At 46.0% G+C, this 23,462-nt stretch carries 22 protein-coding genes; 13 read left to right on the forward strand and 9 right to left on the reverse strand.

Going from position 1 to position 23,462, the window contains the following annotated elements; genetic code table 11:
* Positions 1-73 precede the first annotated feature (73 nt).
* Entirely contained in the window at positions 74-613 is a 540-nt protein-coding gene (gene orn, locus Q1B11_RS06705) for an oligoribonuclease (RefSeq protein WP_299729691.1), read from the forward strand.
* Positions 614-735: 122 nt separating this feature from the next.
* Complete coding sequence (locus Q1B11_RS06710) at positions 736-1,635, forward strand: fructose bisphosphate aldolase (protein WP_299729547.1); 900 nt, start codon at positions 736-738, stop codon at positions 1,633-1,635.
* Here the strand turns inward: Q1B11_RS06710 and Q1B11_RS06715 are convergent.
* On the reverse strand, positions 1,614-2,105 hold the full coding sequence (locus Q1B11_RS06715; RefSeq protein ID WP_299729550.1) for a hypothetical protein: 492 nt from the start codon (positions 2,103-2,105) through the stop codon (positions 1,614-1,616). The two genes, Q1B11_RS06710 and Q1B11_RS06715, sit on opposite strands and share 22 nt — an antisense overlap.
* A 186-nt stretch (positions 2,106-2,291) precedes the next feature.
* Between Q1B11_RS06715 and Q1B11_RS06720 the strand changes: the two genes are divergently transcribed.
* Both Q1B11_RS06720 and Q1B11_RS06725 read left to right on the forward strand, forming a co-directional pair.
* Positions 2,292-3,365, forward strand: a complete 1,074-nt coding sequence (locus tag Q1B11_RS06720) for a patatin-like phospholipase family protein (RefSeq protein WP_299729553.1) — start codon at positions 2,292-2,294, stop codon at positions 3,363-3,365.
* Positions 3,366-3,703: 338 nt separating this feature from the next.
* On the forward strand, positions 3,704-3,847 hold the full coding sequence (locus Q1B11_RS06725) for a hypothetical protein (RefSeq protein WP_299729556.1): 144 nt from the start codon (positions 3,704-3,706) through the stop codon (positions 3,845-3,847).
* A gap of 14 nt (positions 3,848-3,861) precedes the next feature.
* On the opposite strand, the gene Q1B11_RS06730 is transcribed toward Q1B11_RS06725, so the two are convergent.
* The gene (locus Q1B11_RS06730) at positions 3,862-4,488 is read right to left on the reverse strand and encodes an arylesterase (RefSeq protein WP_299729559.1); all 627 of its coding nucleotides are present in this window, start codon (positions 4,486-4,488) and stop codon (positions 3,862-3,864) included.
* Positions 4,489-4,552: 64 nt separating this feature from the next.
* On the opposite strand from Q1B11_RS06730, the gene Q1B11_RS06735 reads away from it, so the two are divergent.
* The 3 genes from Q1B11_RS06735 (at position 4,553) to Q1B11_RS06745 (ending at position 8,340) form a co-directional block, all read left to right on the forward strand.
* On the forward strand, positions 4,553-5,221 hold the full coding sequence (locus tag Q1B11_RS06735; RefSeq protein ID WP_299729695.1) for an ABC transporter ATP-binding protein: 669 nt from the start codon (positions 4,553-4,555) through the stop codon (positions 5,219-5,221).
* Positions 5,218-7,773: an FtsX-like permease family protein gene (locus Q1B11_RS06740; protein ID WP_299729562.1), complete on the forward strand. Its 2,556-nt coding sequence runs from the start codon at positions 5,218-5,220 to the stop codon at positions 7,771-7,773. Before Q1B11_RS06735 ends, Q1B11_RS06740 begins: the two co-directional genes overlap by 4 nt.
* A gap of 171 nt (positions 7,774-7,944) precedes the next feature.
* The gene (locus Q1B11_RS06745; protein ID WP_299729565.1) at positions 7,945-8,340 is read left to right on the forward strand and encodes a hypothetical protein; all 396 of its coding nucleotides are present in this window, start codon (positions 7,945-7,947) and stop codon (positions 8,338-8,340) included.
* Between the two features lie 104 nt (positions 8,341-8,444).
* On the opposite strand, the gene fliO is transcribed toward Q1B11_RS06745, so the two are convergent.
* The 3 genes from fliO to Q1B11_RS06760 all read right to left on the reverse strand — a co-directional run bounded on the left by fliO (position 8,445) and on the right by Q1B11_RS06760 (position 11,960).
* Positions 8,445-8,864, reverse strand: a complete 420-nt coding sequence (gene fliO, locus Q1B11_RS06750; protein ID WP_299729568.1) for a flagellar biosynthetic protein FliO — start codon at positions 8,862-8,864, stop codon at positions 8,445-8,447.
* 1,028 nt (positions 8,865-9,892) lie between these two features.
* Entirely contained in the window at positions 9,893-10,156 is a 264-nt protein-coding gene (locus tag Q1B11_RS20440; RefSeq protein WP_366139438.1) for a pentapeptide repeat-containing protein, read from the reverse strand.
* Between the two features lie 1,405 nt (positions 10,157-11,561).
* A complete protein-coding gene (locus tag Q1B11_RS06760) occupies positions 11,562-11,960 on the reverse strand; it encodes a phnA protein (protein WP_299729574.1) in 399 nt (132 codons plus the stop codon).
* Positions 11,961-12,046: 86 nt separating this feature from the next.
* Here Q1B11_RS06760 and Q1B11_RS06765 point away from each other — a divergent pair, with 86 nt between their 5' ends.
* Complete coding sequence (locus tag Q1B11_RS06765; protein WP_299729577.1) at positions 12,047-12,712, forward strand: N-acetylmuramoyl-L-alanine amidase; 666 nt, start codon at positions 12,047-12,049, stop codon at positions 12,710-12,712.
* A gap of 15 nt (positions 12,713-12,727) precedes the next feature.
* Here the strand turns inward: Q1B11_RS06765 and Q1B11_RS06770 are convergent, their stop codons facing one another.
* Positions 12,728-13,075 (reverse strand): hypothetical protein, encoded by a 348-nt coding sequence (locus Q1B11_RS06770; RefSeq protein WP_299729580.1) that lies wholly within the window; start codon positions 13,073-13,075, stop codon positions 12,728-12,730.
* 251 nt (positions 13,076-13,326) lie between these two features.
* On the opposite strand from Q1B11_RS06770, the gene Q1B11_RS06775 reads away from it, so the two are divergent.
* Both Q1B11_RS06775 and Q1B11_RS06780 read left to right on the forward strand, forming a co-directional pair.
* The gene (locus Q1B11_RS06775) at positions 13,327-14,526 is read left to right on the forward strand and encodes an MFS transporter (RefSeq protein ID WP_299729583.1); all 1,200 of its coding nucleotides are present in this window, start codon (positions 13,327-13,329) and stop codon (positions 14,524-14,526) included.
* Positions 14,527-14,530: 4 nt separating this feature from the next.
* A complete protein-coding gene (locus tag Q1B11_RS06780) occupies positions 14,531-15,724 on the forward strand; it encodes a class I SAM-dependent rRNA methyltransferase (protein ID WP_299729586.1) in 1,194 nt (397 codons plus the stop codon).
* A 7-nt stretch (positions 15,725-15,731) separates the two neighbouring features.
* Here the strand turns inward: Q1B11_RS06780 and Q1B11_RS06785 are convergent, their stop codons facing one another.
* On the reverse strand, positions 15,732-16,388 hold the full coding sequence (locus tag Q1B11_RS06785) for an HAD family hydrolase (RefSeq protein ID WP_299729589.1): 657 nt from the start codon (positions 16,386-16,388) through the stop codon (positions 15,732-15,734).
* Positions 16,389-16,718: 330 nt separating this feature from the next.
* On the opposite strand from Q1B11_RS06785, the gene rppH reads away from it, so the two are divergent.
* Both rppH and ptsP read left to right on the forward strand, forming a co-directional pair.
* Positions 16,719-17,213, forward strand: coding sequence for an RNA pyrophosphohydrolase (gene rppH, locus Q1B11_RS06790; RefSeq protein ID WP_299729592.1), 495 nt, complete (start codon positions 16,719-16,721; stop codon positions 17,211-17,213).
* 50 nt (positions 17,214-17,263) lie between these two features.
* Entirely contained in the window at positions 17,264-19,576 is a 2,313-nt protein-coding gene (gene ptsP, locus Q1B11_RS06795) for a phosphoenolpyruvate--protein phosphotransferase (protein ID WP_299729594.1), read from the forward strand.
* 2 nt (positions 19,577-19,578) lie between these two features.
* On the opposite strand, the gene Q1B11_RS06800 is transcribed toward ptsP, so the two are convergent.
* Together Q1B11_RS06800 and Q1B11_RS06805 are read right to left on the reverse strand one after the other, a co-directional pair.
* On the reverse strand, positions 19,579-20,031 hold the full coding sequence (locus Q1B11_RS06800; protein ID WP_299729596.1) for a hypothetical protein: 453 nt from the start codon (positions 20,029-20,031) through the stop codon (positions 19,579-19,581).
* A 48-nt stretch (positions 20,032-20,079) separates the two neighbouring features.
* On the reverse strand, positions 20,080-20,862 hold the full coding sequence (locus Q1B11_RS06805; RefSeq protein WP_299729598.1) for an NRDE family protein: 783 nt from the start codon (positions 20,860-20,862) through the stop codon (positions 20,080-20,082).
* Positions 20,863-20,930: 68 nt separating this feature from the next.
* Here Q1B11_RS06805 and Q1B11_RS06810 point away from each other — a divergent pair, with 68 nt between their 5' ends.
* Positions 20,931-23,462, forward strand: a complete 2,532-nt coding sequence (locus Q1B11_RS06810; protein ID WP_299729600.1) for a hypothetical protein — start codon at positions 20,931-20,933, stop codon at positions 23,460-23,462.

Raw genomic sequence — 23,462 nt, forward strand, 5'->3', positions numbered from 1 at the left:
GCTGCAATTATGAATGAAGTACACTTATTATGTCAGTTCATTCTCTCTCTGCTCACAAATCTCCGGGTGTTTAATGGCTAAAGCAGACAATCTAATATGGATCGATTTGGAAATGACCGGTCTGGATCCACAGAACGATCGAATCATTGAGATTGCGACCATTGTCACTGATGGGCAGCTGAATGTGCTGGAAGAAGGCCCGGTGATGGCAATCCACCGCAGCGATGCCATTCTGGAAACCATGAATGAGTGGTGCATTCAAACCCATGCTGCTACTGGTCTGACAGAGCGGGTGAGACAGAGTTCCATCAGTGAAAATGAAGCGGAACAGCGGACTTTGGACTTTGTTCGTCGTCATGTGGATCAGGGTGTGTCGCCAATGTGCGGTAACTCTATTGGTCAGGATCGTCGTTTCCTAAACCGTTACATGCCGGATCTGCACAACTACTTCCATTACCGGAATATCGATGTGAGCACTCTGAAAGAGTTAGCCAGACGTTGGAATCCGGAGCTGCTCGACAAGTTCACCAAAAAGGGCACGCACCTGGCCCTTGAAGATATCCGTGAGTCCATAGAAGAACTTCAATTCTATAGAAAGCACTTCATCAAATAACTACTCCCCCAAAAAAAATGGTTCCGGTAATTTTGTACCTCGCTTGTGTGATTCACAGGCGAGATCCGGTTCTATGGTTTATCTTTTACCCCAGTGAATCTCACTTGCAGGGGGGCTCTTCAATGTCATCACAAGCTCAAGCAGACATGCTGGAACGGGTTAAAATCGGTAATGGTTTTATCGCTGCGTTGGATCAAAGTGGCGGCAGTACACCGAAGGCTTTAGAGAGTTATGGCATCTCACCGGATCAGTACAATGGCGATGAGGAAATGTTTGCCAAGGTGCACGAAATGCGTACTCGCATTATCACCAGCGCAGTGTTCGACAGCCATCGTATATTGGGTTCCATTCTTTTTGAGAATACGCTGGATCGGGACATAGAAGGCATACCTACCTCAAAATATCTTTGGGAGAAAAAGCAGGTTGTGCCGTTTCTGAAAGTGGATAAAGGACTGGCTACCGACAAAGGCGGCGTACAGTTGATGAAGCCCATGCCTGAACTGGATGCACTTCTGGATAAAGCAAATAATCAGAATGTATTTGGCACCAAAATGCGCTTGCTGATCAAACAGGCAGATGCCGCAGGCATTGCTGAAGTAGTGCAACAACAGTTTGAAGTGGGCAAACAGATTCTGGCAAAAGGGTTGATGCCGATTATTGAGCCGGAGATTGATATCCACAGTCCCGATAAATCGGATTCAGAGGCCATCCTGAAAACGGAAATCACAAAGCAGCTGGATGATTTACCCGATACGCAGCAAGTCATGCTGAAGGTGTCACTGCCTAATGAAGAAGATTTCTATAAGTCGCTGGTTGATCATCCAAGGGTTCTGAAAGTGGTTGCACTCTCCGGTGGCTACAGCCTGGAAGATGCTAATGTGAAGCTGGCGGCCAATCATGGTGTGATAGCCAGTTTTTCCAGAGCCTTGACGGATGGTTTGAGTGCCCAGATGAGCGATGATGATTTTAACGCCAAGTTGAATGGGGTAATTGAGAGTATTTACCAGTCATCGATTACGTGAACTAAAACTGGGTTTTGAGAATTATCTGGATGGAATTCAGAGCTGTAATCTGCTTCGGTAAAGGTATGAATTGGTATGTGTTTTTCGGCTTCCTTTTGCAGCTTCTGACGATCACAATTTGGGTGCTGTGAGTCATGTAGCTTCACTATGTCGCTGGCATCGTTGACTATTCCCAAGCTAAGTAAATTGTATCTTTGCCCGCAACCCCCAGCACAGACTAAGGCTTCAGAAGAGAATGCTAACCCACTAGCCGCAAACAGCTTTACCTCTTCGATAGAACGAATATGCTTTGATAAAGGACTTTCACCTGACTTTATCTGTATGGTGCCTTCAGAGTTATAACTTACAACCTGTTTATTAAAGAATGTGCCAATTCGTATATTTACATCTCTTACATTTCCGTGTTCATTAAGGAGTTCTGAATAATAGAGAGATGAGCACCTCTGTGCTGCGGTTTCCAAACTAAACATGTAATAGCTACTTTCATATGTATTGTTATGGACTGCTATTGAGTCTCTGAATACAGAGAAGTTCCCAAACAGCATCGTTGCATAGAAATAAGTAAAATTAGTCGTATATTTGTTGGATGGGCTAGTTTTGAGCGCTTCTATCCAAATAGAATGTACAGGTTTTTAATATAATAAAAGGCAGTGCTGATGGAAAAGCTTCTGGATATTCAGGCGGGGGCAAAGGCTCTGGAGCAGATCCGGTCTGAAGGGTTACCACAAGAAAGCATCAAAGTGATGGTGGGCGCCTCCGGTGGGCCAAAATGGTTTGTATTGAGTGGTCTGGATAAAGCCTTGCTTGGCGAATACTTTCGGGATCGAAAAACACCTCTTGATCTACTGGGTACATCAGCCGGCAGTTGGCGCTTCAGCTGTTACGCACAAAATGATCCACTGGCGGCTCATGAACGATTTGAAAAAGGGTATCTCTATACCAATTATTCTGACAAACCAACACCAGAAGAAATAAGCACAAAAGCCCGTGATTTAGTGGAAATAATGGTAACCCCGGAGAGTGTGGATCAGATTCTCAATAATCCAGTCATGCGTTTTAACTTGATTGCAGACAGGTGCCATGGCCTCACTGCATCAGAAATTCAGCCTATTCAAATGGCTGGCCTGGCGCTGGCTGCTACTGGTAACTTGATCAGTAGAAAAACACTGCCTTCTTTTTTTACACGCACCCTTTTTCATCACCCAGCCTATCAAAATGAAGAGAAACCGGCTTTCTTCAATCCGGGCGATATGCATACTGAGCCGGTGGTTTTCACGAAAGAGAATGTTGTGGATGCCATCATGGCATCCGGTTCTATTCCTGCGGTGATGCAGGGTATTCGTAATATCAGTGGCGCGCCCGATGGCATGTACCGTGACGGTGGGATTACCGATTACCACTTCGATATGCCATTTAATCACGGAGAAGGGTTGGTTTTGTATCCTCATTTTTATTCCCGAATGATTCCTGGCTGGTTTGATAAAGCGCTGAAACATCGAAAGCCAAGGGCTGAAAATACAGACAATGTTGTACTCATTTCGCCCTCGGAAGAATTTGTCGCCAACCTGCCCCATGGGAAAATCCCAGATCGGAATGACTTTGCCAATTTTTCATATGATGATCGGGTAAAGTATTGGGAAAAGGTGGTGAGTGAGAGCAAGCGTCTTGGTGATGCATTTCTTGAGATGACGGCAAGCGGAAATGTCAGACACCATGTAGCACCATTATAAGGGGTAAAGAATGTCAGTACATGGAACTAAAAACTTTTTGATGACTCTACGTAGCCTCTTGCAATAGATTCAAGGTGGCTATGTATAAAATAAATAATTTTCTCTGTGTTTATAATGACAAGCCTGTATTTATGACAAGTAAACAGGCTTTTGCTACCAATCCGTTTATCGACATAAAACAGTATGAATCTGTGAGTGGTTTGTTCCGAGGTTTTTGTGTCACTAACTTACAAGTAGGACTCTTTACATCGGGTAGTCAGCATCTTTCATCGCGTGAACTTGGTGGTTATAGAATCTCTACCTGTCAGCCAGTGTACTCGGTTCACCCGTGTTATATCATGCCAGATTCAACGGTGCAGTCCGATGAGGTAACAGTACCGGAAACCCTGGGTGAGCCGTCGGATGCCCTCATAGATATTATTGACAGAGAACTGGGGATCAATACGGCCTCTTCTGAGGACAATGATGTATTTCTTCCATAAAGCAAGACTCCCCTTCAATGAAGAACTGATTTGACACTTGGCCAAACATTATCCAGCAAACTAGGCTGAGCATCTTCTGTCGGATGAATACCATCCGGCTGATTTAATAGTTCATCCCCTGCTACGCCATTCAAAAAGAATGGAATCACCGGCACATCGTATTTTTTACCCAGTTCGTGAAAAGTTTCTGTAAAACGTCGTGTATACACCGGTCCGTAGTTGGGTGGGATCATCATTTCAAATAGCATAAGGTCAGCATTGTGCTCACGCGTCAGGATGATCATCTGCTCAAGGTTGGATTTCAGAGTTTTCAGGGGCTTCCCCTGCAGGCCGTCGTTAGCACCGAGCTCAAGTAACACCAAATCCGGTTTGGTTTGCTCAAGAGTTTTTCGGTAACGGCTCAGGCCGCCAGAGGTGGTTTCACCACTGATGCTGACGTTGAGCACTTTCCAGGGGTATTGGTGCTGGTCAATTCTCTGTTGTAGCAGATGAACCCAGCCACGATTTAAATCCGTAAGACCATAAGCTGCACTGAGACTATCGCCATACACCAGCAGTGTTTTTTCCGCCGCTGAAAGAGTCAAAGAAAATAACGATAGCAGGGTAAAGGCAAGCACCCTTCGAACCAGGGATTTATTCATGAATACCATTTCAACTACCATTTCAAACTCTATTAACGAAAATACGGCTGACCATCGGATTGTCATGGCGGTTTCGGCGTCCAGTCTGGAAAAAACGGTCGTGACCCGGGATAACTCGCTCACCATCTTGTCCGGACTTGACCTTGAGATCAAGTCTGGCGAATCGGTGGCTATCGTCGGGACGTCAGGCTCTGGTAAATCCACCTTGTTGGGCATTCTCGCCGGCTTGGATTTGCCCAGTTCGGGCACCGTGTCGTTAGCCGGCAAGCGAATTGATGCGCTTGATGAAGATGCACGGGCAAAGGTACGCGGTGAACATACGGGATTTGTCTTTCAATCCTTTCAGCTGCTGGCAAATTTGACCGCTCTGGAAAACGTCATGTTGCCACTGGAGCTTGCTGGTGTGGATAACCCGGAAGAGCGAGCCAAAGCCCTGTTGGTTCGGGTGGGTCTTGAACACCGTCTTACTCATTATCCAAAACAACTGTCTGGCGGTGAACAACAGCGGGTTGCTATTGCCCGGGCATTTGCCGGCGAGCCAGAAATACTGTTTGCCGATGAACCCACGGGCAACCTTGATGAGCACACTGGTGAAAGCATCATCGAGCTGCTGTTTGAAGTGAATCGTGAGCGAGGAACCACCATTATTCTGGTGACCCACGATATGGATCTGGCCAGACGTTGCCAGCGGGTGTTGAAACTTCATGGTGGAAAACTGGAGGCGCAGGTATGAGCGGCGCTGCTGTAAATAACTCTGCCAGGCCAGTTACCCACAAGCCGTCGTGTTCTTCAAAGCTATCCTGGGCAAAACTATCCTGGCGGTTTTTACTGAGAGACTGGCGCTCCGGTGAATTGTGGCTGCTGGTGGCGGCATTATTGATGGCGGTCACCGTCAGTACCGCCATTGCTTTATTCAGCGATCGGCTGCAACTGGCACTTGGACGACAGGTGGCCGAAGTCATGGGTGCGGATATGGTTATCCGCAGCTCCAGACCGGTTCAGGAAAGTTTGCAGACTGAGGCCCGTGAACAGGGCTTGCAGTTATCCACAGTGTTGGAGTTTCCGTCGGTGGTGATGGCTGGGGAGGAGATGCAAATGGTCTCCGCCAAGGCTGTGGAAAACAATTATCCACTGCGTGGCCATATTCGAACCGCAGACCAACCATTTTCACCGGATCAAAGAGTAGATGACATTCCGCAACCGGGCACTGCCTGGTTGGAACCAAGATTGTTTCCACTGCTGGGTGTGGATATAGGCGACAAGGTGATGCTGGGCAATACCTGGCTGACCATCACCCGGGCAATCACGCTTGAAACCGATCGTGGAGGCGATTTCTACAGCTTTTCGCCCCGGTTAATGTTCAATCTTAATGATCTTCAAAGCACAGGGATTATCCAACCGGGCAGCCGGGTCAGTTGGAAAGCAATGCTAGCCGGTGAGCGTGATCAGCTTGAGGGCTTTAAAGTCTGGGCAGAACCAAAGCTCGACGACAGTGAAAGGTTAATTCTGGCGGACGACAGCCGCCGTGATCTTCGGGATTCTGTGGTTCGGCTCAAACAGTTTCTTGGGCTTGCCAGCATTGCTGCCATGATGCTGGCAGGTGTTGCTGTGGCCATGGCCAGCCAGCGATTTGCGGAGCGACGTTTTGATAGCTGTGCCGTCATGCGTTGTCTTGGTGCCAGCCGTCAACAGGTGTTGCGTTTGCTGGTGGGTGAATTGGCACTGGTGGCATTGCTGGTTGCTCTGCCTGGTGTTTTCTCAGGGTGGCTCTTGCAGGAAGGGTTGGTGCAATTATTAAAAGGCATCCTGCCAGCCTGGTTACCCGAAGCCGGTTGGATGCCAATGGTGGTGGGTGGTGCTACCGGCGTTATCACGTTGGCAGGTTTTGGTCTGGCGCCGTTGCTCCGCCTTCAGGAGGTTTCTCCGCTTCGGGTATTAAGACGTGATCTGTCGCCTGCTCCGGCAGCTTCATGGTTGGTTTACGGCTGTTCGCTTCTGGCGGTATTTCTTCTGCTCTGGTACCACACTGGCGGCTTGATGATGGCACTGATTCTTGCGGTGACTTCTGGTGTGGTTTTAGTGCTGATATCTCTGGGGATTCAATTTGCCCTCGGCTATTTTGGTCATCGCCACAGTGCTGCCGGGATACCGGTTTTCTGGCGACCGGCAGTGAGTAGGATCATTCAAGGCAAAGGCAAAACATCTGCCCAGTTACTGGCGTTTACTCTGACGTTTATCGCCATGGCCATTGTGCTGGTTCTGCGCACCGACCTTCTGAATCGCTGGCAGAATGATTTACCAGACAATACGCCAAACTATTTCGCTATGAATATCCAGCCAGCAGAAGTCGAAGCTTACGGTGAGTTTCTTGCTGAGCATCAGGTGGATACCAGTCAGTTGTATCCAATCATTCGTGGTCGTTTAATTCGGTTGAATGATCTGCCGGTGCGGGAAGCGGTTTCAAAAGATGAGCAAGATGATCACACTTTGAATCGTGAGCTGAATCTGACCTGGTCCGAAAATCTACCCGAAAAAAATCAGCTGGAAGCTGGGCAATGGTGGGAGTCGGGCAGTAATGATGGGTTATCCATTGAATCCGAACTGGCTCAGAGGCTGGGGATAACAATGGGAGATCGACTGACGTTTATTGTCTCCGGCACCGAATTTACTGAAACGGTCAGCAGTATCCGAACGGTTCAGTGGGAATCCTTCCGTCCAAACTTTTACATGATCTTCCCAAAAGCGGTGTTGGAGGATTTACCGGCAACCTGGCTTAACAGCTTTTATCTGGGCAGCGATAATAAGCTATTACTGAACGAATTGATTACCCGATTCCCAACCATGACATTACTGGATTTGGATTCGGTAATCCGTCAGGTTCAAGCCATGTTGGCGCAATCTACGATTGCTGTCGAAGCCATGCTGGCCGCGCTATTAATCGCTGGCCTGCTGGTTATGGTATCAGTAATCGAGTCCACTATTGATGAGCGGCTCAGGGAAGGTGCGCTGATCCGTTCACTGGGCGGAACGAGACGACAGCTGCTGCTTATGCAGGTGGGTGAGTTTATTCTATTTGGTGTTCTGGCCGGTTTGTTAGCAGCTGCGGGTACAGAACTGGCTACCTATTTCTTAACCACAAAGGTCTTTGAGTTAGCCTGGCAGCCGGTGTGGTACATCTGGCTGGCATTGCCACTGTTCGGCGGTGTGGTTTTAGGCGGTGTGGGCTGGTTGGGCATTCGTCGTGTTGTCAGTGAATCACCTGCAAATATTTTGAAAGAGGTGTGAATGAAAATGATGTTGATCAAAAAACAAACAGCGCTCTCTTTGTGTAGTGTTAGTAGGGGGTAAAGGGATTTATCCACAGCTCATTCAATGGGTTGATCAGGAAATCTGTGGAAATAGTTCACAGATTTCCGGTATTCTGGATAAATGAGTAACCTCATGGAGGAGGTCAGTATGGAACAAGCCCATCAGCAGCGAATGGACGTCAACGACACACCATTAATGCCCATTGAAGATGAGTCTTATCTTTGTCTGCTCTGTCTTAGAAACAGCACTGAGCGGATCACCATGCTCTATTTCACCTACATAAGGCTACGTCAGCAAGTTTCCGGAGATACGCCTACGGTTTTAATTGGCATGTTGCTTGTCTTGCAGGAAAAGCGGAACAGCCTGCAGGAAAAGCTGGAGAGTCATTACCCAGAAAAAATGGCAGCAGGCCTCTGGCATGACAGCAGTGAGCAAATGAGCAAACTAGACTCTTTGAGTGATGAGAGTCGGGAGTCCCTTCAGCAGATCTGTATCAGTGAAATAAGAATGGTGGTGCTGATATCAGAGATGGCGAACAGATGAGAATTTTATGTGGATAACTTTGCGGAGTTTTTGTTAGTAACTTGTGTATTAGTTGTATAAGTCGTTATCAGAGGCCTGATGAATAAGTGCTAATTTACGTTATTTCACTCAGGCTTTTTCTTTAACAGGCTGCGAAACTGGTCGGCCAGGGCTACTTGTTCTTTTTCTGGTTGCTCTTTTACCACAGGCTCATCATATTCTTTTAATAGAGAGATACTTTGAGGCGTGATACCGATCAGTAAATCCTTTCCCCCAACTCTGATGAGAGACAGCTTTGATTGTGTGGATAATTGAGTGCTGGACAGAATTTCGATCTCTTTGCTCATGCCCATCGTGGAGAGCTTGGGGTTAAAACGTTTGACCAGCCAGGCAATCATGAAAATCAAGGCGATCACCATGAGCAAAGGCATCATGATTTGTATGAAGTTCATCTCGGAGACAGGCTGAATAGTCTCTTCGGGTTCAGCCCAGAGTGCTGAAGGGAAAAAAGATAATACGAAGAAATATTTTAATAATTTATTCATACTAAAACTATAGAACGCTATCGGCTTAAAAGGCAAGTGCCTTTTAAATCGCTACTTCAGTGTTTATTTTCTCAATAATGCGCAAAGTTAACATAATTAATTGGATTGGATTTTTTAATCAAGGACGATAATTATCGTCTAAGTTTGCCTGTTAGAAAATTATATTTTATTGACCCGAATGTAAATTAAAAAATAGGGTGGTTGTATTAATGAATATTGTCGTTCAGTTATTTACCAGACCACTTGAGACAGTTGCACAACAATCTTATATTGATGGTCGTATTAATAGACATGAAAGTGCTGCACAACAACTGTTTTCAGGTAGCAGAAGAGTCTCTAATGCTAATCCATCCAGATACCATAGCTGCGGAGCTAATATTCAAAGTTCAGCAACAGAAAAGCCACTGAATGTTGCTCAACAGGCTGATCAATTTGTCGATCGATCAATATCAAAAGTTGGCGAATTTCTTGGTAAAGCAGCTAAGGCTTCAGCAGGGTATTTGCATAATCAGATCGAGCTAACACCTGAGCTGGACTATTTGTTGCCTGGCGGAAGAAAGTTCCTTCTTACTCTCGGCTGGTCTTTAAGTATTTTTCAGCCCGTAGGTTCAGAACATACTGATAATCACACTTCGTCTTCTCAGGATTCTCAGGGAGCTCGAGTCAAGCTTCTTAAGGCTAGGATATATCAGTGTGCTGACGGCTCTTATATCAATAAATCCAAAATGTGCGATGGCGTGCCCGACTGCCCTGGCGAAGATGATGAAAATTGTACCGATGAAGCGCTGGCTGCAAATGGAAGAAGGCCATGCGGAGATGGAACTTCATACCATGAGTCAGAACGTTGTAATCTTGTTGATGATTGCAAAACAACCGGCAAGGATGAAAATGACTGCAGCTCGAAAGAATACAAGGTATTTACCTGTTATGAGGATCCGCGCAAAGAGTCTATACCAAGCGAAAAGAGGTGCAATAACAAAATGGATTGTTATGGTTATCGAGTTAAAGTGGATGTGCCAACATTGGCGCTAACTGAGTCTCCAACAACAAGGATGCCAACCACTGGTGTACCAACTTCGGGCGTGCCAACCACTTATGTGACAACCAGTGATGTGACAACCAGTGATGTGACAACCAGTGATGTGACAACCAGTGATGTGACAACCAGTGATGCGACAACCAGTGATGCGACAACCAGTGATGCGACAACCAGTGATGTGACAACCAGTGATGCGACAATCAGTGATGCGACAACCAGTGATGTGACAATCAGTGATGTGCCAACCACGGATGTGACAACTACTGGTGTGCCAACCACTGAGGCATCAACGAAGGCTTCAGTTAAAGCTTCAGTGAACGCTGTATATGTAGATGTATATGAAGATGAGTTAGGCTGTCAAGATGAAGACTATAAGAAAAACGGCTTCTTTCAGTGCACTCGATACGGTGAGAAAGTCATTATTCCAGATTTTCTTAAGTGCGATTATGATCCCGATTGTGACAATGGATTCGATGAAGATAATTGTCCGGGCATGGCAAAGCAAAGCGGGAAAGAAATATCTAGTGATCAACAGCTTCAGAAAAAACACTTCGAAAACGGTATGTTTCGTTGTACCAGTGGAGAAGTGATTAAGAGTGAGAATCGATGCAATGGTGAGTCATGGAGTTATCATAACCGTAACGGCTGTGCAGATTTCTCCTCTCACCAAAACTGTACAATTTCCGAAAAATTGGGACATGGGCATTATTTGTGTAAGGAGGCAGCGGGCGGGCAGAGGGAGATACCAGCTTCGAATGTGTGTGATAATTTTCAGCATTGTCCGCATAATGATGATGAAGATGTATCAAGATGTAATGACCTGTCGTTTACTAGCAAATTAGGGCGCGATATGAAATGCCCTGATTCATTTAAGAAGATAACCCCCAGTCAATATTGCGATGGCTCGATAAACTGCCCTGGAGCAGAAGACGAACAAGGGTGTACTCAGGAAGCGTATGGTAAAAATGGTCTATTTCAATGCGACGATGGCGTTGTTGTGAAGGGACGAAATTGTGATAGTTTCAATTCGTGTAAAGATAAGTCAGATGAATTCAATTGCAGTGGCTATGAACTAAAAAAACATGGTCTTCTGTTATGTGAGTTACCATCCGGCAATCATGCTCCTGAAGCCTTTGCTTGCGATGGAGTGCCTGATTGTACCAATGGTGAGGATGAGTTGCATTGTCATGAAATACCCACCCAAGAAATGCCTGAAACCACTGCGACGCCAGGAATGATATGTCCGCCGGGGTTTTATTCAGGCTCAACCTCTGAAAATATCATGACGTCTTCTGAACCTCCAGCAGAAATGGATGGTTCAACCAGTGGTAATGATATGTGCGTGGTAGCAGCTTGTACCGGTTTAAGTACACAAGCTACGGTTGGGTTAGTTTGCACTGCAATAGTCGCTGCAGTTGGCGTGGGCGCCTTTACTTTCTATACCGGTAAGGAATACCAAAGGCTGCGTAATGACGGTGATCAAGCAAAAATGGGAACCCGCAGGTTGATAATGAAGTCTGCAGGGAATGTTGCCTCACGACCATTCACTGCATTCCGTCAATGGATCGCACGCCCCGAGGTCGCTAGCAATGATGAGCAAATGCACCTTAGAGCAGATAGTGGCAAAAATGTGGCGCGAACCTCTGTGTGACAACTACTCAGGGAGTAGAGCTCGCCCATGCCTCTACGTCGGAATCAATATAAGCGTGTTCAAGTGCATCCGCAGCCCAGTCCTGAGTTGTGGATAAACTTCTCAACTGTCTCAGAGAAACCACCTGAACCGCTGGTACTTCACTCCAGATACCTTTTGCAGCACAACGCCAGTGATGAACATTAATACGTTTTGGGTTTTCCAGCTGATCTTTGCAGGTTTCGCAAATCATAAGACAATGGTCGTAATCCGGCTCATTGGGAACCGGCTCTACTTCATAAATCGACAGTGAAACGCCAGAAGCTTCACAGGTTTCGCATTTGGACTTTGCCCGGCGAGCCAGATCTTTGCCCAGTAGGTTCAGGGCATCTTTGCGCGCCTGATGTTTTTGCAGGCCTTTGGCCATCTTGATAACTCCGAAAAAATAATGGGTCTTGAAGAGGAGGTTAATTCAGGCAATGATAAATCAAAACCCTTTTCTGAGAGACGATAATGTCTTTAACGGTAAACAGCCTGAAAACGAAAAATCGAGATGACTGGGAGATTCCCGTGGAGTTTCTGGTGCTTCACTACACGGCTGTGAACCTTGAGGAAACGCTGGCGCTTTTCACAAACCCAGAGTCGTCAGTATCTTCTCATTTGGTGATTGATATAACTGGTGATATTTATGAGCTGGTGGATTGCCTTGATGGCAGAGCGCTGCGAGCCTGGCATGCCGGGGTCAGTGAGTGGGCTGGCATGACGGGGTTGAATGACTGCTCAATTGGTATTGAGTTAGTGAACTACAATGGCAATGTATTTCCATATACCGAAGCTCAGTACGGTGCGCTAAAGCAGGTGATGTTGCAATTGAAAAAACACTACCCCAATCTTGCGAGCCCTGAACGAGTGGTAGGGCATGAACATATTGCTGGCTTTCGAGGCAAGGCTGATCCGGGGTTGTGTTTTGATTGGCTGCGGTTTTATCAGGAAAGTTATCCTGAAGTAACTGCGCCGGATCGCCAGTCAGTGTGCCCTGTGGATCTCCAGAGCAGCCTTGTGATGCTCAGTAAAAGTGAACCCGAGTCGCCAGAAGCAAAAAGTGACTTCTGGCGCTCTACCAGTTTACTGACTGAAACCAGTATTCGCCTGATTCAACAGGCATCCAGCACTGATTAAATAACTGATTTAATATTAGTGTAACGTCGTCTCCACTGTCTGAGCGGCATCAGTCGTTTGCTGGATATTGTTTTCAAGGCATTCCAGAGTGGCCAGCACGGTTTCACGGATAATGTCGGTATCCTTATTTAATTCATGGTATTTCACAATACTGACCAGAATTTGTGCCAAAGGATAACTGCGTAAGTTATTTTTAATCTCCACCGGTTGCATGTTGCCTGCAGCCTGTTCGACAAAATCATTGGCGCCGTGGGTAAAACCTTTATGAGCTGATTCCAGAAGGTCGGTCAGAGAATGATCTGGCGTTTTGCCCATAAGAGAGTGGAGTAACTGGAACATGGTTTCTTCGTTATTATCAGACATCAGTACAGCTCCTCGTTGTGTTCTCAACAAGACTAAAGTGCTTGAAGCTGTGGATGAATTCGTAGTTCCCCTGACATGATGATGGGGAATGGTTAGTCTCCCCTCGGGTTTCGGGTAAGAAAAGAGAAAAAGTAGGGACTTTGGGTTGGTAGCTAGCGCTTTCTTTAAATAGACTGCAGCTTCACATAAGAACAATGAGCCAAAAGATTGAGCCAGAAAATCGAGCCAGAGAGATAATCAGGTAAGCCGTCATGATTGAAGCACGTACTCCCCGTTTCTGGCGGGCCACTTTGGCTCTGAGCCTTGGCTCCTTTATGGTGTTTTCAAACCTCTATATCAGCCAACCGCTGTTGCCGATGCTGGCGGATAACTTTCAGCTGTCGCCCGTTGAGGCGGGGCTGAGTTTTACCATTGCCACGTTTATGCTGGGTTTGTCGTTGTTGTTTTTCGGGCCAGTGTCTGACGCTATTGGACGAAAGACGTTAATGATCTGCTCTATGGCCGGTGCTGTTTTGTGCGCAGCGCTGATTTCTCAGGTGAGTGATTATGAGCACATGATTGTGCTCCGTGCAGTACAAGGTTTTTGTCTTGGCGGCCTGCCGGCTATTGCTATCGCTTACATGGGCGATGAATTTGCGAAGCCAGCACTCACGTTGGCGGTGGGAGTTTATATCAGTGCCAACTCCCTTGGCGGTATCAGCGGCAGATTGATTGGTGGCTTTGTTGGTGACTGGTTTGGTTGGGAAGACGCCTTTTTATTTATGGCGATGTTCAGTTTGATTTGCCTGACTATCTTTGTGTATTGGCTGCCAGATTCCAAAAACTTTCAGCCAGCACCGCTTAAGTTTCGAACCATCTGTTGCGATCTTTTTGGGCACTTGAGAAACCCGCTGTTGCTGGTGCCCTTTCTGATTGGCGGGTTTAACTTCTTCATTTTCGTCAACCAATATACCTACGCTACGTTTCTACTGTCCGACGAGCCATGGCGATTGTCGTCCAGTTGGCTGGGCATGCTCTTTCTGACCTATCTTAGCGGTACCATGGGTGCGGCATTTTCTGGCCGGCTTTCCGGATTATTTCCACAACCTTTGATCATGGCTGCCGGTGTCTGTCTGATTATTCTAGGGTCTGGCGTGATGCTGACACAGTCTATCGGCTGGATCATTTGTGGGTTTCTGATCAATGCCTTTGGTTTTTTTGTTGCACATTCCAATGTCAGCAGCTGGGTTAGCCATAATGCAGTGAGTGCTAAAGCCAGTGCGTCGTCACTTTATTTAGTGTTCTACTACCTTGGAGCCAGCACGGGTGGTTTTTATCTGAGTATCTTCTGGCGCTGGTCTGGCTGGAGCGGTGTCATCTATGGCTCATGGATCATTTTGTTGATAACACTGAGCTTGTCTGTCTGGCTTTACTGGTATTCCCGTCGGCAGCCGTTTAAATCAAAAAGGTAATAAGATGTTAATAAAAAGATTACGGTTGAAGAACAAAGCAGATCGCCGTCTGAAGTTCGGTCACCTGTGGATATACAGTAATGAAGTGGACACAAAAACAAGCCCGCTGAAAAGTTTCGAGCTTGGTGAGCAAGTGCTGGTGGAAAACGTCAATGGCAAAGCGTTGGGGATTGCCTATGTAAACCCAAACAGTTTGATCTGTGCCCGGTTGGTCAGCCGGGATAGTGAACAGATGCTGGATAAATCATTGCTGGTGCATCGTATCAACATTGCCTTGAGTATGCGGGAGCGATTGTTTGATAAGCCGTTCTATCGATTAGTTTACGGCGACAGTGACGGCCTGCCCGGTTTGGTTGTGGATCGTTTTGGCGATTATCTGGTGGCTCAGATATCCACAGCGGGTATGGAAAACCTGCGAGATGTTGTTATCGATGCGCTGAATCAGGCTCTTAAGCCAAAAGGCATTCTGTTCAAAAATAATGGCAATGGACGCAAGCTGGAAGATCTCGCGCAGTACGTAGAAGTCGTCTCTGGTCAAGTGCCAAATGTGGTCATGCTGGAAGAAAATGGCGTGAGTTTTCAGGCACCGGTGGTGGAAGGTCAGAAAACTGGCTGGTTTTATGATCACCGAATGAATCGTGATCGTTTACGTCCTTATGTTCAGGATAAGCGAGTGTTGGATGTTTTCAGTTATGTGGGTGGCTGGGGTGTTCAGGCGGCAGCGTTTGGGGCAGATCAAGTCACCTGTCTGGATGCTTCTGCATTTGCTTTGGACAGCGTGCATGCCAACGCCGAGCTGAATGACGTTCAGGACAAAGTGGAAACCATTGAAGGCGATGCATTCGAAGCACTGAAATCCCTGAAAAGTGCTGAAGAACGTTTTGATGTGATCATTGTCGATCCACCGGCGTTTATTAAAAAACGCAAAGATATCAAAGTGGGTGAACAAGCCTATCGTCGTATTAATGAGTTGGCTATGCGTTTGCTGGATAAAGACGGCTACTTGATAGCGGCATCCTGCTCCATGCATTTGCAGCGAGAAAATATGGTGGACTTGCTTCGTACAGGCAGTCGGAATATTGGTCGTAATCTGCAAATTCTGGAGCAGGGGCATCAGGGGCCGGACCATCCTGTTCATCCGGCCATTCCTGAGACCGATTATATTAAATCGATTTTTACTCGTTTGACCCCGTATTAATGAGTTATTAACGAAAGTCCATCACTGCCCAGTCCTGATCTCTGGCGATACTCTCGAGCTCGGGATCAGGATTGACAGCGATGGGATGATCTACCTGTTTCAATAGCGGCAGATCGTTTTTTGAATCGCTGTAGAAGTAACTGCCTGCCATAGAATGCTCGGGGTGTTTATGGAGCCACTGTTGCAGGCGAATCACTTTGCCATCCTGAAAGGTCGGCGTCCCCACGATATTGCCGGTGTAGCGGTTATCTTTGATCTCCAGATCAATCGCCAGCATCTCGTCAACGTTCAGCTGTCGTACTATTGGCTCGGTGATAAACCGGTTGGTGGCGGTGATGATCATAAGAAAGTCGCCTTGTTCCCGGTGCTTCTCGATTTGTGCTTTGCCTTTCGCCAGCATGATTGGGTTGATAACTTGCTCCATAAAGCGGTCATGCCATATCGCCAGTTCATCAAGGTTCATCTGCGTCAGTGGCTTCAGGCAGAAGGCCAGATATTTATGGATATCCAACTGACCCTGCTGGTATTGCTCGTAGAAGTAGTTGTTCCCTTCCCGGTAGATCTCTGAATCAACCAGCCCGTTGGTGGCAATAAAATCGCCCCACAGTGCGTCGCTGTCGCCGGCGATGAGGGTGTTATCAAGGTCAAAAATCGCAAGAGCCATGGGGAATCCTTAAAAGCAGGTTCTTATTTTGCTGGTATTTTCTTTGAGAGTGCTCCGATGCGCCAGCAGTTCTTGCGTTAAAATAGAGAATCAAGGGATTACAACTGTCAGGGAATATTCCCAAAGTTCTTGAAATGCCTGTTTGCTGAGAACTGGCAGTTTGTGAAACAATGCGTAATAAGAAATAATTTAAGTGGTTGCCGAACAGTGGTTGTGTTTATTCCTTTTCATAGGCACGTTTTATGCGACGATCCCTTGCCGGATGCTCGTAGGTTGTAATGAACTGAAATAAGTTGCACTGCATCGAGGTGACCCAAAGGTAACCAAAACGTGATTGATAATGATGGATTCAGGCCCAATGTGGGCATTATCCTCGCAAATCATCACGGTCAGGTATTGTGGGCACGGCGAATCAGACAGGATTCCTGGCAGTTCCCCCAGGGCGGTATTAACGACGGGGAATCACCGGAAGATGCAATGTACAGAGAACTATTCGAAGAGATTGGTCTCTGTCCCGAGGATGTGGAAATCCTGGGTTGCACCCGTGGCTGGTTGCGCTATCGTCTGCCTCGACGGCTGGTGCGCAGAGAACAGAAGCCTCTGTGTATCGGGCAAAAACAGAAGTGGTTTTTGCTGCAGCTGGTAAGCAATGAAGACCGTATCCGGGTTGACCATACCAGGTCGCCGGAGTTTGATGGTTGGCGCTGGGTCAGCTATTGGTATCCCCTTGGTCAGGTGGTGTCGTTTAAGCGGGAAGTGTATCGCCGGGCTTTAAAGGAGCTGGTGCCAAGGATTGCAAAGTTACAGGCCAGTGACGATGGCTAATGCTTTTAAAAAACGAGTAATTCTAACTTAAAACAGGGTCTTTAACTGACATGCTGAATACCCTGCGCAATATTGTTCAGGAAGTCAGCGCCGCCTCCGATCTCCAGATGGCTCTGGAGATCATCGTGCAGCGGGTGCGTGGCGCCATGGAAACTGAAGTTTGCTCGGTTTATCTCTTCGATCCTGAAAATTCCACCTACACGCTAATGGCTTCAGAAGGTTTAAACCCTGAAGCGGTTGGTCAGGTGACCCTTGCCCATTCCGAAGGCCTTGTAGGGCAAGTGGGGCTGCGTGAAGAGCCCATGAACCTTGAAGACGCTGCATCCCACCCCAAATTTCATTACGTCCAGGCAACCGGTGAAGAACGTCTTACCTCTTTTCTCGGGGTTCCCATCATTCATAACCGCAACCCGCTAGGGGTTATGGTGGTGCAGCAGGTTGAACAGCGCCGTTTCGATGAGCACGAAGAGGCGTTTCTGGTCACCATGTCTGCCCAATTGGCCGGTGTCATTGCCCATGCACAGGCAACCGGTTCCATCACGATGGTGACCTCCACCCTCACAACGACTGCTGCGCCGGCGAAGAAAAAGAAAATCGCGCGTTTTAAAGGCAGTGCTGGTTCAACGGGTGTCGCCATTGGCCATGTGGTTGTGGTTTCTCCGCCAGCGGATTTGAGCTCAGTGCCTGATCGCACCTGGAAAGATCTTGATCAGGAGTTAACGCTTCTTGGTGATGCACTGATTGCCGTTCGTGCAGAAATGGAAGATACCGCTGCGCGGCTGGCCGGTCGTTTACCCGAAGAAGAACGTGCTCTTTTTGATGTGTATCAGCGCATGCTGGATGATCGTGCTCTTGGGCAGGAGATTCGTGATCGCATTCGTGCCGGCGCCTGGGCTCAGGGTGCTCTGCGTCAGGTGATTGAAGAGCACGTCCGTAATTTTGAGATGATGGATGATCATTATCTTCGGGAGCGTGCTGCGGATGTGCGGGATCTGGGGCGGCGAGTGCTTGCTTACCTTCAGCAGGGAGAGCATGCTCGGGTTGAATATCCGGAGAATACGATTCTGATCAGTGAAGAGCTGTCACCGGTCATGCTGGGCGAAGTACCTCAGGATTCTCTTGCGGGCCTGGTTTCCATCCGGGGTTCTGGTAATTCCCACGTTGCGATTCTTGCCCGCGCTTTGGGCGTGCCTACGGTGATGGGTGTCGTTGATCTTCCTTTTCATAAGTTGTCCGGTAAGAAGATGATTGTCGATGGCAACCTTGGGCTGGTGTATTCAACGCCAGCGCAGGAGCTTCTCGACTATTATGTTGAAGTGGTTGAAGAAGAAAATCAGTTCAGCAAAGGGCTTGAAGCCATTGCTGATTTGCCCTGTGAAACAGTGGATAAGCATCGAATTCCACTCTGGGTGAACACCGGCTTGATGACGGATACGATTCGTTCATTGGATCGAGGTGCCGAGGGCGTTGGGCTATACCGAACTGAAGTTCCCTTCATGGTTCGGGATCGATTTCCCAGTGAATCTGAACAGGAAAAAATCTACCGTTACCAGTTAGAATCGTTTCACCCGCGCCCTGTTACGATGCGGACGCTGGATGTTGGCGGTGATAAATCCCTCAGCTATTTCCCTATCAAAGAAGACAACCCATTTCTCGGTTGGCGTGGTATTCGGGTTACTTTGGATCATCCGGAGATTTTTCTGGTACAAGTGCGCGCCATGCTGAAAGCCAGTTTGGGCTTGGATAATCTGCGCATTATGCTGCCGATGATATCCAGCGTTTTTGAAGTGGAAGAAGCCCAGCATTTGATTCATCGCGCTTATGAAGAAGTTCTGGCAGAAGGCTGGTCTGTTAAAATGCCACCGGTTGGTGTGATGATTGAGGTACCTGCCGCCGTTTATATTGTGAAAGATCTGGCGCTTCGGGTGGATTTTCTCTCTATCGGCTCCAACGATCTCACGCAATATTTGCTGGCTGTGGATCGAAACAACCCCAGAGTTTCTGACCTATATCATTCATTCCATCCCGCCGTATTAAAAGCGCTGCAATCGGTGGTCAATGATGCTCATGAGGCGGGCAAAACCGTCAGCATTTGCGGTGAAATGGCTGGTGATCCAGCGGCTGCGGTTCTGCTGGTGGCTATGGGGTTTGATATGCTCTCCATGAGCGCCGTGAATCTGCTGAAAGTGAAGTGGGTGCTGCGGAAAATTAGCATGGAGCGGGCTCAGGAAATCTTTGCCGAATTGCTCCAGCAGGACAATGCAGAGTTGATTCGAAGCTCTCTGGAACTTGCTCTCTGCAAAGAAGGCGTTGGTAAAGTGTTGGGTATCAAAAGCCGTCGCTTTTCGGAAAAGCCCGCCTGAAGTTACTTGATGGGTATGCCCTGCAATTTCAGCACCACCGGGTTTGACGCCTGTAGCTGCATCTTGAATTTATAAGACACTTCCACTCTTTTAATTGGGCTTTGCTGAGCGTTGACCAGAGGAATCATTTGAGAGTACTCATAACCGGAACTCTCTGTGGTACTGGCTTTTAAGGTTTTCTGCAGACCAAAGTGAAAAACATCACCATTCACCAGATAAACCTTGGCTTGATTCAAAATGATGCTCCCTTGTGAAATATGAAATCGCAGCTTGGCAAAGCTTTTATCACTGTTGGGTACGATGGTTAGAGAGCTATCACTAAACCGTGCAGGCGCAGAGCCTAATTCAAGCCATTGATGAGCCTGTGAAGGAACAATGGCGAAGACGGTAGAAGGTAATGTTATCAACAACAGCAGTAAAAGACGGATAGGACGGATAGATTGTGCAGCCATCATTCAACCTCAGACAACTTATCAACAGCCTCTAGCTTAGTTCATTTGTTTTCAATATGTTGATATGAAAGTTTTGATACGAAAGTTTTGCCTTTCACCCACTACGCCTTTAGGTAAATAGTTTTGTTCCGTCCATTGAAGAACGCCTTCGTCATTCAGAATTAAAACGCTGGTATTGCGGGTGCCATAATTGGGGCTGGCAATAAAGCAACTGGATAACAATTTCTCCAGCTCTTTGCCAACACCGGTGTCTGGAAGTTGCTCGATCGATGGCTGAGTGCAGTCGTGCATCAGCTCGATTAATTGGTTACTGTCAATTGGTGCAGTTTGAGAAACAGCATGGGAAAAATCGTCCTTTGCCTTGATCAATTTGGGCCAGGGTGTATCCAGCAGGTGATTGGTAAGACCATAGATACCTGCTGGAAGAGGTGCTATATCTATATCACCAGCGCGATTACTGAAATAGTAAATGCCGGTGTTATCCATCACCAGTAGATTAAAACCTGACCATTGGTTTGCTTGCTGTTTAATGCCGTGCAGATAGTCGTGAGCACTTTGAGAGCCTGTCACAAAGTTATGCACAAGCTCACCCCGTGATCGCGCTGTTGTCACGGGAGGCATTTCACGATAGTTGGTCACAGCCGCAAAGCGGCCATTTTTATTGATGGCCAGCCAGCTTCCGCCGGCTTCAAGGTCGCGTCCGCCAAAGACATCGGGGTGGTCATCCCAATGCTGGACGCTGTCAGTCGGGCGCTGATAAAACTCATCACGGTTAGCTGCAAGAATAAGAGGTTTAGGGCTACATGGATGCCAGGAAAAGATAATAAGACACATCAAGATTAATCTATATTTATGGACTATTCTTGATTCTCTATTGTATTTGCCATTGAGTCACGAACTTTATGCTCAGTAAAATGTTATGCAACAATGAAAACTCGCAATTTTTTTCGTGCGAAACTTGTTCTACCAAATTTATTCAGCAACTGATGGTAGATGGAAGGTATTGCCCCTTACATTCTCAAACCTGTTGTGATGATCATGCGAAGGCGTTCAATAGAAAAATTGGAAAAATTTTAAACTCTTGTGTTGAAAAAAAAATTAGAGAGGCTGTTGATAGTAATATTAAAAATAAATGTATTTGTAGTAGATTTGCGCAAAAGGAAAAAACAGAAAATGCAAAAGAAAATGATACTATTGAATATATCAGAAATATTATGAGCTTTCCGGAAATTAAAAATAATTTTCTTCTTGATGTGACTCAGCATATGGAGGGCATTGGATTCGAATTTAAATTAATAAAAAATATTATTCCCGATGAATCTGATTGCGTAGATAAATATAAGCTTTATTGTCAAGTACTTTTCGATGAGTTGGCTAATCTGCAAATTCGATTTAATACATCTGTCAAGACATGTGAACAAATGGAATATGATGCTCATGTGTCGAAAATATTAACCTGTCCCGAGGGGTTTTTTATTATTATTATCGTTTTTGAGGTTTTAATTCAATGGATTTCTGGATTTTTAGCGGGTTCAAAAGCCTGTGATGATATGGTCGATCAATATTGGAGAGAAGTAGTAGACAGGCAAATTTCACGGTTTGATAGCAAAGAGAGAAAGCTGGAGTTTCTTGAAAATAGCTTTAATCCAGATATTTTCTTCAAAGAGATATGCGCGAGGGCAAAGAAAATGGAGCTAATATATTCTATCCCTCTTTTTGAATTTCGACATGATTATGAAAAAGGGGGGGAGTTTAATAGCTCCCTAGAGGATGCCGTATCTGCTCTACGCTCCGATAAAATAGAACAAAGTCAGCGTGCAGGCTGTAGCTTTTTATCGGATGTTCTTTTTGCTATATTTGAACGTGATCTTTATGGAGAAATATACAACGGACTATTATCCGGTAAAAATATGTTCAAGAAAGTGCAGCCGATATTTATGTCCTGCAGAAACAAATTGCCTTTTACAAAAAATGAAACATCGTTTGGAGACTTTTTTTTAAGGGGTTATGGTAATGCGCTGTTATTTTTATTTTGGAAAAATTTATCCTTTAAATTACATGATCCCATGTTTGTAGAAATTCAAAAAAAAATAGAAGATAAAAAACAATGTGTCTATGAACAATTAAAGAATGATCTCAGGGTGGCAGCACTGGAAAAATTACCATTATCGACTCTGTCGCCAGCAAGCGGTAAGTCATCTCTTAGTGATAATGGTACATTCTGCACTACCTCTCCCATTAAGCAGCATGATAAATGTGTAAGAAAAAAGCAATTCACTAAGCTGCTTGAGCCCATTCCATCTAATGATACATCATTGAAATCACCCCCCAGTTCTTGCAATGATTCTCTCTATCTATCAGAACGTCAGCCTTCTTCCGATGTCAGTATTTCGGAACTGACTAAATTGTCAGTATCCCTTGATGCTCTTATTAATAATCAGTTAACACTTTCTGAGTGGCGAAAACAAAAAAAGCAGGTAAAGCATATTGATAACTTTAGTCAGATTGTTGTTGATAATATGAGATTGTCAAATAGCTTTGTTAAAGCAGTAAACATGCTTATAGAAGACTTTAGCTCGATAAGTGATCAGCAGTTTGTCAGTGACCAGATGATTGTAGATGCCTTTAAAAATATTCCAGAGGAAGATAAAAAAGAGCCCTACAGAAAGGCGGCAAGTTCCATATCAAAAAAACTTGGTTATGCTATCAAAGATTTAGGTGTAGAAAGGGTGCAGATTAAAATCTGGGCATTACAATTATCCGGAAAAATGGCAGCTCTATCCCTTGATGAATTACTAGCTAACTCTTATGAGGTTGACGAGAAAACTACAAAGCCACCCTCTTCATCAACGCAATTCAATAAAAAACAAACCGCTGGTCAGGAAGAAATTCTGTGCCAGAATTTTTTTACAAACTGGTTGAACAATGTGAATTATCCACCGGCTTCTCAGTTTAAGAATTTATCCAAGTCAAAAAAGACAGCGGACGTTCATTCTGAGGCTCGGAAAATGAATCAAATATTCGGAGGGCGTGCTTATTTTCAGCAGATCATGACTGAACGTCTATCGGCAGCGACTTCAGCCTTGAATAAATGTCTGTCTGAGCTTGAAGATAAATTCCATTGGTCGGGGAGCGGACTGTTTCATTATCAAACTAAAATTACATTGGTTGTAAGTGGTAAAGAAATACCAGTATTTAAGATTTCAAAAGGGGAGAAAGGAGGGGCAAATACATGTACTCTGTTTTTTTATAATGAAAATCAACAAATAAGAATTATTGCTATGGGAGCCCACATAAAAGAAAATAGAGCAAATAAACACAGAACTCTTCCGGCAAGCAGTGTGTATGATCTGTGCTGGAGGCTGGATAGTTTATCAATTCCTAAAGTGATACCGGCGGGCAGGAAAATGACAATAACTGAGAAAACAGGATAG

This window comes from uncultured Endozoicomonas sp., from assembly GCF_947495845.1.
Lineage (GTDB): Bacteria > Pseudomonadota > Gammaproteobacteria > Pseudomonadales > Endozoicomonadaceae > Endozoicomonas.

What these genes read in the sequence shown, in the direction of transcription:
- Q1B11_RS06775 (WP_299729583.1), top strand. Translation starts at nt 13,327, where the DNA reads ATGATTGAAGCACGTACTCCCCGTTTCTGGCGGGCCACTTTGGCTCTG.
- Q1B11_RS06745 (WP_299729565.1), top strand. Translation starts at nt 7,945, where the DNA reads ATGGAACAAGCCCATCAGCAGCGAATGGACGTCAACGACACACCATTA.
- fliO (WP_299729568.1), bottom strand. Translation starts at nt 8,864, where the DNA reads ATGAATAAATTATTAAAATATTTCTTCGTATTATCTTTTTTCCCTTCA.
- Q1B11_RS06715 (WP_299729550.1), bottom strand. Translation starts at nt 2,105, where the DNA reads ATGTTTAGTTTGGAAACCGCAGCACAGAGGTGCTCATCTCTCTATTAT.
- Q1B11_RS06740 (WP_299729562.1), top strand. Translation starts at nt 5,218, where the DNA reads ATGAGCGGCGCTGCTGTAAATAACTCTGCCAGGCCAGTTACCCACAAG.
- Q1B11_RS06765 (WP_299729577.1), top strand. Translation starts at nt 12,047, where the DNA reads ATGTCTTTAACGGTAAACAGCCTGAAAACGAAAAATCGAGATGACTGG.
- Q1B11_RS06725 (WP_299729556.1), top strand. Translation starts at nt 3,704, where the DNA reads ATGCCAGATTCAACGGTGCAGTCCGATGAGGTAACAGTACCGGAAACC.
- Q1B11_RS06735 (WP_299729695.1), top strand. Translation starts at nt 4,553, where the DNA reads ATGGCGGTTTCGGCGTCCAGTCTGGAAAAAACGGTCGTGACCCGGGAT.
- ptsP (WP_299729594.1), top strand. Translation starts at nt 17,264, where the DNA reads ATGCTGAATACCCTGCGCAATATTGTTCAGGAAGTCAGCGCCGCCTCC.
- Q1B11_RS06805 (WP_299729598.1), bottom strand. Translation starts at nt 20,862, where the DNA reads ATGTGTCTTATTATCTTTTCCTGGCATCCATGTAGCCCTAAACCTCTT.
- Q1B11_RS06730 (WP_299729559.1), bottom strand. Translation starts at nt 4,488, where the DNA reads ATGAATAAATCCCTGGTTCGAAGGGTGCTTGCCTTTACCCTGCTATCG.
- Q1B11_RS06800 (WP_299729596.1), bottom strand. Translation starts at nt 20,031, where the DNA reads ATGATGGCTGCACAATCTATCCGTCCTATCCGTCTTTTACTGCTGTTG.
- Q1B11_RS06720 (WP_299729553.1), top strand. Translation starts at nt 2,292, where the DNA reads ATGGAAAAGCTTCTGGATATTCAGGCGGGGGCAAAGGCTCTGGAGCAG.
- Q1B11_RS06780 (WP_299729586.1), top strand. Translation starts at nt 14,531, where the DNA reads ATGTTAATAAAAAGATTACGGTTGAAGAACAAAGCAGATCGCCGTCTG.
- Q1B11_RS06785 (WP_299729589.1), bottom strand. Translation starts at nt 16,388, where the DNA reads ATGGCTCTTGCGATTTTTGACCTTGATAACACCCTCATCGCCGGCGAC.
- Q1B11_RS06710 (WP_299729547.1), top strand. Translation starts at nt 736, where the DNA reads ATGTCATCACAAGCTCAAGCAGACATGCTGGAACGGGTTAAAATCGGT.
- Q1B11_RS06760 (WP_299729574.1), bottom strand. Translation starts at nt 11,960, where the DNA reads ATGGCCAAAGGCCTGCAAAAACATCAGGCGCGCAAAGATGCCCTGAAC.
- Q1B11_RS06770 (WP_299729580.1), bottom strand. Translation starts at nt 13,075, where the DNA reads ATGTCTGATAATAACGAAGAAACCATGTTCCAGTTACTCCACTCTCTT.
- orn (WP_299729691.1), top strand. Translation starts at nt 74, where the DNA reads ATGGCTAAAGCAGACAATCTAATATGGATCGATTTGGAAATGACCGGT.
- Q1B11_RS06810 (WP_299729600.1), top strand. Translation starts at nt 20,931, where the DNA reads ATGCTCAGTAAAATGTTATGCAACAATGAAAACTCGCAATTTTTTTCG.